We start from the raw sequence: 14,003 nt of genomic DNA, 5'->3' as shown, positions 1-14,003 counted from the left end.
AAACGGCAGTCAAGAGGTACGTAATGGAAGGTTTAGTCAAACTGGACCGGATCGACATCAGCATTTTGGTTGAGCTGCAAAAGGACGGGCGCATGACCAACGTCAGCCTGGCCGATGCCGTGGGCCTGTCGGCCAGCCCCTGTCTGCAACGGGTCAAGCGGCTGGAGTCGGCCGGGTATATTTCCAGCTACAACGCTCACTTGAACCTGGCCAAGATCACCGACTCGGTCACGGTGTTCACCGAGATCACCTTGAGCGACCACAAGCGCGAAGACTTCGCCAAGTTCGAGTCCAATATCCGTCTGGTCGATGAAGTGCTCGAATGCCACCTGATCAGCGGTGGCTACGATTACCTGGTGCGCTTCATGACCCGCAGCATCCAGCATTATCAGGAAGTGGTCGAAAGCCTGCTGGACAAGAACATCGGCATCTCCAAGTACTTCAGCTACATCGTCATCAAGTCACCCGTGCTCAAGGACGGCGTGCCGCTGCGCAAATTATTGCGTCACTGAAACTCCCTCCGCGTAGCCCCATTCCCTTGCAGCCTGCCGCGCCTTCAAAAAAGGCGCGCGCCGGGCTGATGCCGCAATTCCCTGTGGGAGCGGGCAAGCCCGCTCCCACAGGTTCCTCACCATACTGACTGACATTGTGCATGCACCTCGATTGGACATCGGGGCCACACAACCGCTCAACGCGCTTCATGCTGGCGCAAGCCGCATAAACAGCTGTTTACGCGGCGAAAACAGTCTTCGTTGGCGATATGAGTGTTGAATTTGGAACGAAGCGCAAAATCGCCTGCGTTGTAATGCGTTCAGAGAGAGGGGGCAGGTCGTTGCAGGGCTGCAACGATCCGTGGAACAACACCAATCGGAGCGCAAAAAAATGCGAATGAGCCACGCAAAAAAAGCACTGTTGGGTTACGGCGTCTTCATGCTGGCAAGCAGCAGCGAGGCGCATCAAATCTGGTACGAGCAACCACCGGGGCAACCCCTGGCGTTGTACTACGGGGAATATGACAAGAACATGCTGGAAGTCACACCGGGCGGGATGGACCGGTTCCGGCAACTCAAGGGCTGGTCGATCAGCAACAGGTCCCAGCCGTTGAGCCTGACCTTACAGCGCCAGGCGTTCGCGGTGGCGCATCAAGCCAGCGCGGATGATTCGCTGCTGGCCGAGGATGCGCATTACCCGATCTTCGACCTGCATGACGGCGATAAAACCCTCAAGGCTTACTGGACGCCCGCCACCCGTTGGGTCGGTGATTTGCGTGCACGCACCCCGGAATTGACCCTGGACATCGTGCCCACCGGCGTCGCCGATGCGGGCAAGGCGCAGTTCCAGGTGTTCTATGCGCACAAGCTCTTGGCCGATCAGGATGTGGCACTGGAAACCGGCTCCGGTGAAGTGTTCACCCGACGCACCGATGCGGCCGGCAAGGTCAGTTTCGAGTTGCCCTGGCAGGGCACCTATGTGGTGGCGGTCGAATACAAGGATCACACCTCCGGGCAGCGCACCAATCCCCAGGGGCAGGCCGAGCCCTTTGACGTGAAGAGCTTCAGTTCAACACTGTCGTTCTATCGAAAGGAAGGTCAGGTACCCTTGCCGCGGGCGCCGTCGCAGCTGCCAGCATCGGAAGTTGCCAGGCTGAAGAAACAGGGCTGAGCCAGCGGTAGTCCACTGACCAAGACATGAGTGACTGATATGAGCCTATCTACAAGCGTGGCAGGGCAGGCGGGAAGTGTTTCCCCTGCGCTGGCCACCAGCATTGCCAAAACCAACACTCGGATGCTCGCCATCGATGCCCTGCGCGGTTTCGTCATGCTGTTGATGCTGATCGACCACGTGCGTGAAACCTTTCTGCTGCACCGCCAGGTCACCGACCCGATCGATGCCTTGAGCGTGACCCCGGACCTGTTCTTCACCCGCCTGCTGAGCACCCTCTGCGCCCCGGTGTTCATCTTCCTCACCGGGTTGTCGGCGTGGCTCTACAGCCAGAAACACACGGCCAATGAAACCTCGGTGTTCCTGCTCAAGCGCGGGCTGTTCCTGGTGTTTCTGGAGCTCACGTTCGTGTGCTTTGCCTGGAACGCCGAGTTCCCACCCAAGACGCTGTGGCTGCAAGTGATCTGGTGCATCGGCATCTGCATGATCGTGCTCGCCGGGTTGCTGCACTTCAAACGCGGCTGGCTGATCGTACTTGGGGTGGCGATTGTCGCCGGGCACAACCTGCTCGATGGCGTGACCGTGGGGCCGGAGTCGCCGTTCTTTGTGCCGTGGTCGATTCTGCATCAGCGGGTGTTCATCGACATCACCGAGTTCACCCGGGCTCGCACCACGTATCCGGTGTTGCCGTGGATCGGTGTGATTTTGCTGGGCTGGGCCATCGGCCCGTGGTTCGGCAAGGACATAGAACCGGCCGCGCGGATTTCCCGCTTGCTCAAAGTCGGCTTCGGCCTGCTGGCGGCATTCGTGTTCATCCGCTACCTGAACGTTTACGGCGAAAAACCTTGGGTGCAGACCGGTGACTCGCTGCGCACGTTCATGAGCTTCATGAGCGCGAAGAAGTATCCGCCGTCGCTGATGTTCCTGATGCCGACCCTCGGCCTGGGGCTGATTCTTCTGGCGGTGTTCGAGAAGGCCCAGGATCGCTGGTCCACTGCGACCCTGGCGATCTACGGTGGTGCGCCGATGTTTTTCTATTTGCTGCACCTGTACGTGCTCAAGGCCATGTACCTGGTAGCCGTTGCCATCTGGGGCGCCAATCAGGGCACCTATTACGGCTTCGATAACTTGCCCATGGTCTGGCTGTGGAGCGTGATTCTCGGGGTGCTGCTGTTCTTCCCGACGCGCTGGTTCGCCAACCTCAAACAGCGCCGTCGCGACATCGCGATTCTCAAGTACCTCTGAGCCGCTCTTCGGTGCCCCCCATTGGGCGGGGCACCTGGCAGACCCGCTACGCACGACCGATTTTCCAGGAGAGAACTGTGAAGACGTTAACGACGCACGCCCTGCTTTTGGCCTTGGGAGGGGAAACCCTGCTCGCTCAGGCATCGGAACAAGACAACGCCAACGGATTTTTGCAGGACAGCCAATGGAGCCTGCTCAATCGCAGCCTCTTTGATCGTCGCGATTATCAACACGGTTCGCTGAGTAACGGCGCGCGCAACGCCTATAAACCCAGGGCCCAGCGCAGCGATCTGGCGCAGGAGTGGGCTTACGGTCTGATGGCCGATGTGGCCTCGGGTTTCACCACCGGCACCGTGGGTTTCGGGCTGGACGCGCACCTGTATTCCGGCTGGCAACTGGACAGCGGTGGCGGGCGCGCCGGTAAGGCGCGGGTGCTCGGCGTGGACAACGAAGGCCACCCCAAGGATGAGTTCAGCCGAGGCGGTGCGGTGGCCAAGCTGCGTTTTTCCTCCAGCGAATTGCGCTACGGCGAGCAGCGGGTGAAAACCCCGGTGTTCGGCTCATCCGACAGCCGCTTGTTGCCCGAAACCGCCACCGGCTGGCTGCTGACCAGCCGCGAACTGCCTGGCACCACGCTGTATGGCGGGCACTTTAACGAGAGCACCGACCGTAACGCCACCAGCCATGACCAAGGCTTTGTGGTCAATTACTCCAACGGCAAGCAGGGCAACAGCTTCGATTTGATCGGTGTGCGTAATACCTCGGTCAAGGGGCTCAATGCCAGCCTGTTCAGCGCGCAGTACGACAATACCTGGCGCCAGCACTATCTGGGCGCGGTGTACACGCAGCCGTTGGCCGCTGGCCAGGACCTGATCTTCGACCTCAATCTGTATCGCACCCAGGACACCGGCAAAGCGTTATCGGGCCGTATCGACAACACCACTTGGAGTTTTCTCTCCACCTACAAGGTCGGCGCTCACAGCTTTGGTCTGGGCTACCAAAAGGTCGATGGCGACACGCCCTTCGACTACGTGACCCGGGGCGCGATTTACCTGAGCAACTCGGTGGCGCTGTCCGACTTCAACGCACCCGAAGAAGCGTCCTGGCAGGCTCGTTATGATCTGAACATGGCCGGTTATGGCGTTCCTGGCCTGACCTTCGGCGCGCTGTATGTACGCGGCAGCGGCATCGACGGCAGTCACATGGACCCGAACGGCGGTTACCAGTGGTTGGGTTACGGACAGGGTGGCAAGCATTGGGAACGTGATCTGCAGGCCAAATATGTGGTGCAGTCGGGCCCGGCGAAGAACCTTGGGTTTACCCTGCGCCATGCGGTCCATCGAGGGAATTCGGCGCAGGCCGAGCTGGATGCCGATCAGATTCGCCTGGCGATTGAATACCCGTTGGGCGGGAAGTTCTGAGGCATCTGTGGGAGGGCTTTGTAGACACATTTACTGAGTTCAGCACAAATACCTGTGGGAGCGGGCTTGCCCGCGATGACAGCGGTAGATCCAACATTGATGTAACGGACACATCGCTATCGCGGGCAAGCCCGCTCCCACAAGGAGTCCGGGGTGCGAGCAAGCCCAGTCCCCACAGATCGAAACGTATAGTGCTATTTGACGGCATACACCTTGCGCACATACCGTGCACTGCTCCAGGCGCATGGCGCGCCTTGCGGTACGAACACGGTGTCACCAGGGTTGACCGTTACGCTGCTCCCGTCGGGCGCTTGCAAGCTCACACTGCCTTCAAGCAGGTGCATCAGCTCGTTGAGTTTGTGTGGTCGGCCATGGCGGGTGTACGGCGTCGAATCCCAGACACCGACGCGCAGATCAGTGGCGTCATCTTCGAAGGCATTGCGCGAACGACACTGCGGCGTAGGCCCGATCAGTATCTGCGGTTCCGGTGCCGCCGAAGGCGACAGCATCGCCAAAGGGTCGAGCGCCGTGAGCCCCGGCGTCAGTTCGGCAGTGGGGCTGGTGACGGCGCAGAAGGCCCAGCACGTATCGGGTTGTGCCTGAACTTGCAGCGCCGTACCGCGACCGATCACCGCGCTGGCACCGATCCCCAGTTCCAGCACCTGTTCCCCGGATTGCAGCACGATCACTTCGGTGTGCGGGAAGTCCTTGATATCGAGGGTTTTGCTGGTGTGAACGAGGCCTGCCGCGACGCCGTCGGGCCCGGTGAAGGCGATCTGACGACCGTCCATGAAAGGGTCGATGGAACTCAAGGGCGCGGCTTTGAAAGGCGTAGAAACACGGCTGCCGTCAGCGCGAGCCAACAGCAGAACGGTAGGTTGAGACATACGGGTGACGCTCCCTGCAAATGGCGGGTAGAAGGTGTTGGAAGAGGCTCGCTTCATCGCGCGCCGGGATCAGCCAATGGCTTGGCTGACGAGGGCCAATTGGCGGACGCCGTTGACCGCTTGCGGCGGTGTGCCCCGCGCCATTTGCGCCACGGTGTCGACCTGTTTGAGACCGGCCAGCGCCAGCCACTCGCTCAAACCACTGTCGGCCGGAATGTCTATTCGCACGAAAGCGTCCGGCACCTGGGCCAGCAATACGGCGATCAAGTGTTTCGCCTGTTCCTGGGTTTCGGCGATGACCGGGCCGAGGCAACGACCGCGGCCGAACGGGCGCAGCAGGGCGAAGGCACGCAACTGACCGTCGCGCTCGATACCCACCGAGTGCTCGACCACTGCGAACAGATCCGTGAGCACCGCGTGCCGGTCCAGCCCGCTGCCGGCGTTGGCCAGCTCCAGTTGACGAGCCCGGTCCGTCGCCTGCAACGGGCGGCACTCTTCGCCGTCCGCCAGAGGTTCGAGCGCGGGCACCTGCACCAAGCCTTGATGCTGCTGAATCCGGGCGAACTCGACAAAGCCCTGGCTGGTGTAAAGCGGTGCGCCGGCGAGGGTTGCATTGAGCACTGGCGTGCGCGACTGGCAGGCTTGCAGCGCGTGCTCCATCAACCGACGGCCGATGCCCTGGCCCTGATAGTCGTCACTGACAATCACCAGGCCGATGGTGGCGAAACCGCCTTGCAGACAGGCGAACGCGGTGCCGATCAAACGTTCGCCATCGAGCACCACGAAACCTTCGCTGACCCGCTGCAACATCGCCCAGTCTTCCAGACGATGAGGCCACTTCAACTCAACAGACAAGGCATGGGCCGAAGGCAAATCGGCGGCGGTCATCGGCCGATAGACATAGGTGGAAGGGTGCGAGGCGGACATGGCGAGTCTCCGTTTTACAGTGTGCGCGATCAGCCGGTTTTCCGGCGCGAGGATGCCTGTATCCCATCTGCGCGAAGGCCTGACAAGGGGTGCGGAAAGATTCGGCAGATTCCTCACATCAAAGGCCTGCAGACCACACTTACTACTTAATTGCCCCATAAGGTCGGCAGCAAATGCTTGGGCTTTTTTTCTACGATGGAGGCCTGAGTAAACGCCTCGCCGTCCCTTTCTGGAGTGCTCCATGGATAGCTTTGATCCTCGCCTTATCGCTGTGCGCAGCGCTCACTTTATTGCAGGCAAATACCGCGACGCCCAGCCGGGACTGGAGGTGGTTCGCCCTTCGGACGGCCAGGCCTATGCCCAGTTGCCGATCGCCGATGCCGACCTGGTGGATGAAGCGGTCAACGATGCCTGGCAGGCGTTTAACCGCAGCGATTGGGCCAGCCGTCCGCCCCGGGAGCGGGCACGTGTCATGCGCCGCTGGGCCGATCTGATCGAAGCCGATGCCGCTGTGCTGGCGCCGCTGGAAGCGGTGGGTTCGACCCGTCCGCATAAAGATGTGATCGCCTGGGACATTCCTTATGTCGCCGAGGGCATTCGCTTCTTTGCCGAACTGGCGGACAAGCACGGCGGTCATGTCGCCGCGACCCAGACCGATCGATTGGGTATGCAGATCGCTGAACCGTATGGCGTGATCGCCGCCATCGCGCCGTGGAATTTCCCGTTGAGCATGGCGTCGTGGAAAGTTGCCCCGGCGCTGGCCGCCGGCAATGCCGTGGTGCTCAAACCGTCGGAACTCACGCCGTTTTCCAGCCTGCGCTTTGCCGAACTGGCGGTGCAGGCGGGCATTCCTGCGGGGATTTTCAACGTGGTCCAGGGCGATGGCCGCATCACCGGCGATGCCTTGTGCCGTCATCCACGGGTGGGCAAGGTGACTTTTACCGGGTCTACGGCGACCGGGTCGAGCATCATGTCCACTTGTGCATTGGTGGGGCCGAAACCGGTGACGCTGGAGCTGGGCGGCAAGAGCCCGCAACTGGTGTTCGCCGACGTACCGGACCTCGCGAAAACCGCGCGCACCGTGGCGCTGGCCATCACCGGCAATGCCGGGCAGGTGTGCGTGTCCGGTTCGCGGCTATTGATTGAGCGCTCGATCATGGAACCGTTCGTTGCGCACTTGCAGGCGTATTTCGAGGAATTGCGCCCGGGGCCGACCTGGTCGTCCGAGAGCACGCTGTCGCCGATCATTTCGCGATTGCAGGCCAGCCGCATCGACGGCATCGTCCAGCGTTCACGTCAGGCCGGGGCCGAAGTGTTGACCGGTGGTGGCTTGTTTGAAGGGTTGGGTGGTGCCTATTACCAACCGACGTTGCTGGCGGGTCTGGACAACCAGAATCCGGCGATCTGCGAAGAAATCTTCGGCCCGGTGCTGACGGTGCAGGCGTTCGATGACGAAGAACAGGCACTGAGCCTGGCCGCACACGCCACTTACGGCCTGGCGGCGGGCGTGCACACCGCCGACATCAACCGCGCCCTGCGCCTGGTCCGGCGGCTGGAGGCGGGCACGGTGTGGGTCAACCGCTACGGACGCAGCAACGACTACATCCTGCCGACCGGCGGCTACAAACGCTCCGGCATCGGCAAGGACCTGGGCCGCGAAGCGTTCGAAGCCAACTTGCGCTTCAAGAGTGTGCTGATCGATATCGCGTACTAACACATAACTCTGTGGCGAGGGGGGCTGCCTGTGGCGAGGGGGCTTGCCCCCGTTGGGCCGCGCAGCGGCCCCAAAAAAACACTCACCGCGATCCGCCAGGTAAAACGCGTCAGCCGGTTTTACGACTGCTTCGCAGCCGAACGGGGCGATGCGGCGTTCCGACAAGCTCCCTCGCCACAGGTGATCCGTTAACCGCAGATCGTCGACAGGTTTCAAACCGCACCCAAACGGGCGCTTCCTCAGGGACGCGCCCGTTTTCGTTCAGCCCGGCGCAGGTTCTGCCGTGAATGGGGGCGTTTTTGAGCCCCGCGCGGCCATGAAGGTCCATAAGAGCGCATAAATACGGGGTTTGCCCAAGGCTGGAGCGAGCCGCAAAGTCTGCTGAGGGGGCAGGCTAAAACGGTGGTTTGTATCAAGCAGAGGTCGCTTTTAACGCCATCTGCTGATTTCACGGTGTTGTAATGACGGTGTGCTGCAGCGTTGCATCGCCGCTCCCGAAACGCAGCGAATACCTGTTGCGCCATGACCTCAACGAACTTCAGGACCGCACTCAATGAGCTTTCTTCGCCCCAAATTCATTACGTTCGACTGCTACGGTACGCTGACTAATTTCCACATGGGCACAATGACTCGCGAGCTGTTCGCTGACCGCGTGGTGCCCGAGCAGATGGATCAGTTCGTCAAGGACTTCTCGGCCTATCGCCTGGACCAGGTCATGGGTGACTGGAGGCCGTATGACGAAATCCTCAAGACCGCACTGGCGCGAGTCTGCAAGCGTTGGGGCATCGAATACCGTGGCGAAGGTCAGCTGTATTACGACGCCGTGCCAACTTGGGGCCCGCACCCGGATGTACCGGCCGGCCTGTCGAAAATCGCCGACAAGATCCCCCTGGTGATTTTCTCCAACGCCAGCGACAGCCAGATCATGTCCAACGTCGACAAGCTCGGCGCACCGTTTCACAAAGTCTTCACCGCTGAACAGGCTCAGGCCTACAAGCCGCGTCTGGCGGCGTTCGAGTACATGCTCGACAACCTCAACTGCGGCCCGGAAGACATCTTGCATGTGTCTTCCAGTTTCCGTTACGACCTGATGCCGGCCCACGACATGAAGATCAAGAACAAGGCCTTTGTCGCCCGTGGTCACGAGGTTCCGGGCAATGCGTTCTTCGGCTACCAGCAGATCACCGACATTGGTGGGCTGGCGGCGCTGGTCGGTCTCTGAGTCGAACGGTAACGGCGCTCTTCACGGAATAAGGGGTTGGATATGGGCAGTGAATCCTACTGGCTCGACACCGCACCGGCGTTTACCGGTGCTCAGCTCGGTGCGTTGCCCGGGCAGGTCGACGTGGCCATCGTCGGTGGCGGTTTCACCGGCCTGGCGGCGGCTCGCGCGCTGGCCTTGAAGGGCGCCAGCGTGGTGGTGCTGGAAGCCGGGAGAGTGATAGGCGAAGCCTCCGGGCGCAACGGCGGTCAGTGCAACACCGGCGTTGCCCAGGACTACGCCGGGCTGAGCGCCAGCCTCGGTGCCGACAAGGCCCGGGCCTATTACCAGGCCTATGAAAGCGCGGTGCAGAGCGTCGTGTCGCTGGTGCAGCAGGAGCAGATCGCCTGCGACCTCAAGCGCAACGGCAAGCTCAAACTGGCGGCCAAACCGCTGCACTACGAGGGTCTGGCGCGCACCTGTGACTTGATTCGCAAGGAAGTCGACGCTGAGGTCGAGTTACTGAACGCCGAACAGACCCGCGCCGAAGTGAATTCGGCGCAGTTCCATGGCGGCTTATTGCAGCGCAACGGCGTGCAGATGCACGTCGGACGCTTCGGCGTTGGCTTGGCCGAGGCGGCGGCACGTCACGGCGCCTTGATCTATCAAGGCACACCGGTGACGGACTGGAAGGCCCAGGCCGGCGGCTATCGGGTCAACACCGCCAAGGGTTCGCTGCACGCCGGGCAAGTGTTGCTGGCGACTGGGGCCTGTCAGCACGGCGGTCTGGGCTGGTATCGGCGGCGGATCGTGCCAGTCGGCAGTTTCGTGATCGCCACTGAGGTGCTGCCGCAGTTCCTCATCGATCAGTTGCTGCCCGGTCGGCGTGCCTATGTCACCAGTCGCATGATCGGTAACTACTTTCGCCTGACCCCGGATAACCGCTTGCTGTTCGGCGGCCGTGCGCGGTTTGCGATGTCCGACAGCGTGAACGACGCCAAGAGCGGCAAGGTGCTGCAAGCGGCGATGGTGCAGATGTTCCCGCAGTTGGCCAACGTGAAAATCGACTACTGCTGGGGCGGGCTGGTGGACATGACCTCCGACCGTTTGCCTCGCGCCGGTCAGCATGGCGGGGTTTATCACTCCATGGGCTACAGCGGCCATGGGGTGCAGATGTCGGTGCACATGGGCCAGGTGATGGCCGAGGTGATGGCCGGCAAAGTCGAGGCCAATCCCTGGCGCGAACTCGACTGGCCGGCAATTCCCGGGCATTTCGGCAAGCCGTGGTTCTTGCCGTTCGTTGGCGCTTACTACCGCCTCCAGGACTATTTGCATTGAGTTGATGTTGTGGCGTCACCGTCGTTTGCGTTTCCAGGACGCCCCGGACATCCGTGGGCACTCGAGCCTCATTTTTTCGACAGGTACAACTGATATGACTGACAACAAGATCGACTCGAAACTGATTTCCGGCCAGGACAGCCTGCGGGTATTCGAAGGCCTCAATCGTGGCATGTCACGCCGCAGCGCCTTGCAGATGCTCGGCGTGGCGGGTGTTGCCGCAGCGGGCGCCGGTAGCCTGTTCGGCGCCGCCGGCAAACTGTTCGCCGAAGAAGCGGCGACCCCGGGCAAAGGCAAGCCGGGTGGGCGGATTCGCGTCGCCGGCATGTCCAGCTCCACCGCCGACACCCTGGACCCGGCCAAGGGCGCGTTGTCCACCGACTACGTGCGCCACTTCATGTTCTACAACGGCCTGACCCGTTTCGACAGCCATCTGGTGCCGCAACTGGAACTGGCCGAGCGCATCGATAACACCGACGCGACGCTGTGGATCATCACCCTGCGCAAGGACGTGACCTTCCACAACGGCAAGACCCTGAGCGCCGCCGACGTGGTGTTCTCGCTGTCGCGCCACAAAGACCCGCTGACCGGTTCCAAGGTCATGCCGCTGATGGCGCAGTTCGAAGAGATCAAGGCCACCGGCACCCACGAAGTGCAGATCCGCCTGAGCGCGCCGAATGCCGAGCTGCCGTCGATCCTCGCCGTGTCGCACTTGCTGATCGTTCCCGAAGGCACCACCGACTTCAATCAGGGCATCGGCACCGGGCCGTTCAAGGTCAAGGAATTCAAACCGGGGGTGCGCTCGATTGCCGCGCGCAACACCGGCTACTGGAAACCGGGCCTGCCGTACCTCGACGAGATCGAATTCATCGCGATTGGCGACGAACCGTCACGGGTCAACGCGCTGCTGTCGGGCGACGTGCACATGATCAACGAGGTCAACCCGCGCTCGACCACGCGGATCAAGGCCAGCGCCAAACACCGGGTCGTCGATGCGCCGTCGGGCAACTACACCGACTTGATCATCCGCCAGGACCAGTTGCCGGGTAAAAGCGCCGAATTCACTCAGGCGATGAAGTACCTGCTGGACCGTGAACAGGTGAAATCCGCCGTGTTCCGTGGTTTTGCCGTGGTGGGTAATGACCACCCGATTTCCCCAGGTTCGCGCTACTACAACGCCGACCTGCCACAGCGAGTCTACGACCCGGAAAAAGCCAAATTCCTGCTGAAGAAGGCCGGCATGGAAAGCATCAGCATGCCGCTGGTGGCATCGCCCGCCGCGACCGGTTCGGTGGACATCGCCGTGCTGCTGCAACAATCGGCGAAACAGGCGGGGCTCAAGCTCGACGTCAACCGCCTGCCCAGCGATGGCTACTGGTCCAACCACTGGATGAAGCACCCGCTGAGCTTCGGCAACATCAACCCACGGCCGAACGCCGACGTGATGTTCTCGCAGTTCTTCCAGTCCAGCGCGCCATGGAACGAGTCAGGCTGGAAAAACGATCAGTTCGACCAGTTGCTGATGCTCGCCCGTGGTGAAACCGACGACGCCAAGCGCAGCAAGATGTACGCCGACATGCAGGCCCTGGTGCATGAACACAGCGGTATCGGCGTGCCGGTGTTCATCAGCAACATCGACGGCGTCGACCAGCGCATCAAGGGCTACGGCAGCAACCCCCTCGGCGGTTTCATGGGCTACATGTTCGCCGAACAGGTCTGGCTCGATGCCTGATTGGCCGCACACGGGTGTCAGCGGGGCTATTGCATGAGGGTAGGGCGATGAATAGCAACACACTGTGGTTGATCGGCCGGCGCCTGGGCGCGGCGATCGTGACCTTGTTGATCGTGTCCATGGTGGTGTTCGCCATTACGGCGGTACTGCCGGGGGACGCGGCGCAACAGGCGCTCGGGCAATTCGCCACGCCGGAACAGGTGGCGGCCTTGCGCCTGAAACTGGGGCTGGATCAACCCGGTGTGGTGCGTTACCTGCATTGGTTGATGAGCTTGCTGAGCGGCGACATGGGGCAGTCGGTGTCCAATGCCTTGCCGGTCAGCGAGCTGATGGCCGGGCGGGTGCCCAACACATTGATGCTGGCGGCCGTCACGGCGCTGGTGTCGGTGCCGGTGGCGCTGATCATCGGCATCGGCTCGGCCATGGGCCGGGGCGGGCGCATCGACAGCGTCCTCAGCTTCATCACCCTGGCCCTGGTTGCCGTGCCGGAATTTCTGGTGGCGACCCTGGCGGTGCTGATTTTTGCGGTGAACCTGGGCTGGCTGTCGGCGTTGTCCTATGCCAGCGACATCACCTCACCGCTGCAATTTCTGCGTACCTACGCCTTGCCGGTGATGACGTTGTGCTGTGTGATCGTCGCGCAGATGGCGCGCATGACCCGGGCGGCGGTGATCGATCAACTCGACAGCGCCTATGTGGAAATGGCCCGGCTCAAGGGTGTGAGCCCGGTGCGGATTGTCCTGCGCCATGCCTTGCCCAACGCCATCGGGCCAATCGCCAATGCCATCGCCCTGAGCCTGTCGTACCTGCTGGGCGGGGTGGTGATCGTCGAGACGATCTTCAACTACCCCGGCATTGCCAGCCTGATGGTCGATGCGGTGACTAACCGCGACATGGCGCTGGTTCAGGCCTGCACCATGCTGTTTTGTACGGCGTACCTGGGGTTGGTGCTGATTGCCGACCTGTGCGCGATTCTTTCCAATCCGAGGCTGAGAAACCAATGAACGATCTCATGGCGAAATCGGCGCCTGCAGGGCCCGAGCTGGCATTGGGCAAGGTCGCCCATGGGCCGTCGTGGCTCGGCCTGGTCGGGGCGGCGATGTGTGTGATCTGGCTACTGGTGGCCATCTTCGGCCCTTGGCTGGCGCCGCACCCGGTGGGTGAAGTGGTCTCCGACAACGTGTTCGACAGCCTCAGCGCGGCTTACCCGTTGGGCACCGACTACCTGGGCCGCGACATGCTTAGCCGGATCCTCGTCGGCGCACGATTCACCGTTGGGCTGGCACTGATTTCGGCGGTGCTGGCCAGCACATTGGGCACTGGTTGCGCGCTGCTGTCGGTGGTGTCGCCGAAGTGGCTGGACGAAGTGATCAGCCGTTTGATGGATGCCTTTATTTCCATCCCGAGCAAGATGCTGGCGTTGATCATGGTTTCGGCGTTCGGTTCTTCGGTGCTGTTGCTGATCTGCACCGCAGTGCTGAGTTTCACCCCCGGCGCGTTTCGCATCGCCCGCAGCATGGCGGTGAATATCGAAGCGCTGGAGTACGTGCAAGTGGCCCGCACCCGTGGCGAACGCCGGTTGTACATCGCCTGCGTGGAAATCCTGCCGAACATGCTCAACCCGGTGCTGACCGATCTGGGGCTGCGTTTCGGTTTCATCGTGCTGCTGCTCAGTGGCATGAGCTTCCTTGGCCTCGGCGTGCAACCACCGGATGCCGACCTTGGCTCATTGGTGCGGGAGAACATCGGCGGCCTCAATCAGGGCGCGCCGGCCATCGTGATTCCGGCGCTGGCCATCGGCACCCTGACCATCGGCGTGAATCTGTTCATCGACCGACTGTCGTCACGGCGTAGTCGACGTACGGGAGGTCATTGA

The 14,003-nt window shown here is 61.8% G+C and carries 12 protein-coding genes; 10 read left to right on the top strand and 2 right to left on the bottom strand.

Translation table 11 applies throughout. The features are described 5' to 3' along the window. Nucleotides 1-23: 23 nt before the first annotated feature. The 4 genes from J3D54_RS23835 (at nt 24) to J3D54_RS23820 (ending at nt 4,328) form a co-directional block, all read left to right on the top strand. Complete coding sequence (locus J3D54_RS23835; RefSeq protein WP_253423443.1) at nt 24-512, top strand: Lrp/AsnC family transcriptional regulator; 489 nt, start codon at nt 24-26, stop codon at nt 510-512. A 376-nt stretch (nt 513-888) separates the two neighbouring features. Next, nucleotides 889-1,662 (top strand): DUF4198 domain-containing protein, encoded by a 774-nt coding sequence (locus tag J3D54_RS23830; protein WP_253423440.1) that lies wholly within the window; start codon nt 889-891, stop codon nt 1,660-1,662. 39 nt (nt 1,663-1,701) lie between these two features. Continuing rightward, nucleotides 1,702-2,907, top strand: coding sequence for a DUF1624 domain-containing protein (locus tag J3D54_RS23825; protein WP_253423437.1), 1,206 nt, complete (start codon nt 1,702-1,704; stop codon nt 2,905-2,907). Nucleotides 2,908-2,984: 77 nt separating this feature from the next. Further along, nucleotides 2,985-4,328 carry an OprD family porin gene (locus J3D54_RS23820; protein ID WP_253423434.1) on the top strand — a complete coding sequence of 448 codons (1,344 nt, stop codon included), beginning with the start codon at nt 2,985-2,987 and terminating at the stop codon, nt 4,326-4,328. A gap of 194 nt (nt 4,329-4,522) precedes the next feature. Here the strand turns inward: J3D54_RS23820 and J3D54_RS23815 are convergent, their stop codons facing one another. Further along, nucleotides 4,523-5,215 carry a cupin domain-containing protein gene (locus J3D54_RS23815; protein WP_253423431.1) on the bottom strand — a complete coding sequence of 231 codons (693 nt, stop codon included), beginning with the start codon at nt 5,213-5,215 and terminating at the stop codon, nt 4,523-4,525. 69 nt (nt 5,216-5,284) lie between these two features. Continuing rightward, complete coding sequence (locus J3D54_RS23810; protein ID WP_253423428.1) at nt 5,285-6,142, bottom strand: GNAT family N-acetyltransferase; 858 nt, start codon at nt 6,140-6,142, stop codon at nt 5,285-5,287. 241 nt (nt 6,143-6,383) lie between these two features. Here J3D54_RS23810 and J3D54_RS23805 point away from each other — a divergent pair, with 241 nt between their 5' ends. The 6 genes from J3D54_RS23805 (at nt 6,384) to J3D54_RS23780 (ending at nt 14,003) form a co-directional block, all read left to right on the top strand. Continuing rightward, nucleotides 6,384-7,856 (top strand): aldehyde dehydrogenase, encoded by a 1,473-nt coding sequence (locus J3D54_RS23805; protein WP_253423425.1) that lies wholly within the window; start codon nt 6,384-6,386, stop codon nt 7,854-7,856. 553 nt (nt 7,857-8,409) lie between these two features. Beyond that, the gene (locus tag J3D54_RS23800) at nt 8,410-9,078 is read left to right on the top strand and encodes a haloacid dehalogenase type II (protein WP_253423422.1); all 669 of its coding nucleotides are present in this window, start codon (nt 8,410-8,412) and stop codon (nt 9,076-9,078) included. A gap of 42 nt (nt 9,079-9,120) precedes the next feature. Then, nucleotides 9,121-10,395, top strand: a complete 1,275-nt coding sequence (locus J3D54_RS23795; RefSeq protein ID WP_253423419.1) for an FAD-binding oxidoreductase — start codon at nt 9,121-9,123, stop codon at nt 10,393-10,395. A gap of 94 nt (nt 10,396-10,489) precedes the next feature. After that, nucleotides 10,490-12,127 (top strand): ABC transporter substrate-binding protein, encoded by a 1,638-nt coding sequence (locus J3D54_RS23790; protein WP_253423414.1) that lies wholly within the window; start codon nt 10,490-10,492, stop codon nt 12,125-12,127. 47 nt (nt 12,128-12,174) lie between these two features. Beyond that, complete coding sequence (locus tag J3D54_RS23785; protein WP_253423411.1) at nt 12,175-13,131, top strand: ABC transporter permease; 957 nt, start codon at nt 12,175-12,177, stop codon at nt 13,129-13,131. Continuing rightward, nucleotides 13,128-14,003: an ABC transporter permease gene (locus tag J3D54_RS23780; RefSeq protein ID WP_018925983.1), complete on the top strand. Its 876-nt coding sequence runs from the start codon at nt 13,128-13,130 to the stop codon at nt 14,001-14,003. Before J3D54_RS23785 ends, J3D54_RS23780 begins: the two co-directional genes overlap by 4 nt.

This window comes from Pseudomonas sp. GGS8 (genome assembly GCF_024168645.1).
Lineage (GTDB): Bacteria > Pseudomonadota > Gammaproteobacteria > Pseudomonadales > Pseudomonadaceae > Aquipseudomonas.
Note: the sequence above shows the minus strand (reverse complement) of the source record. Positions and strands in the feature narration are given on the sequence as shown.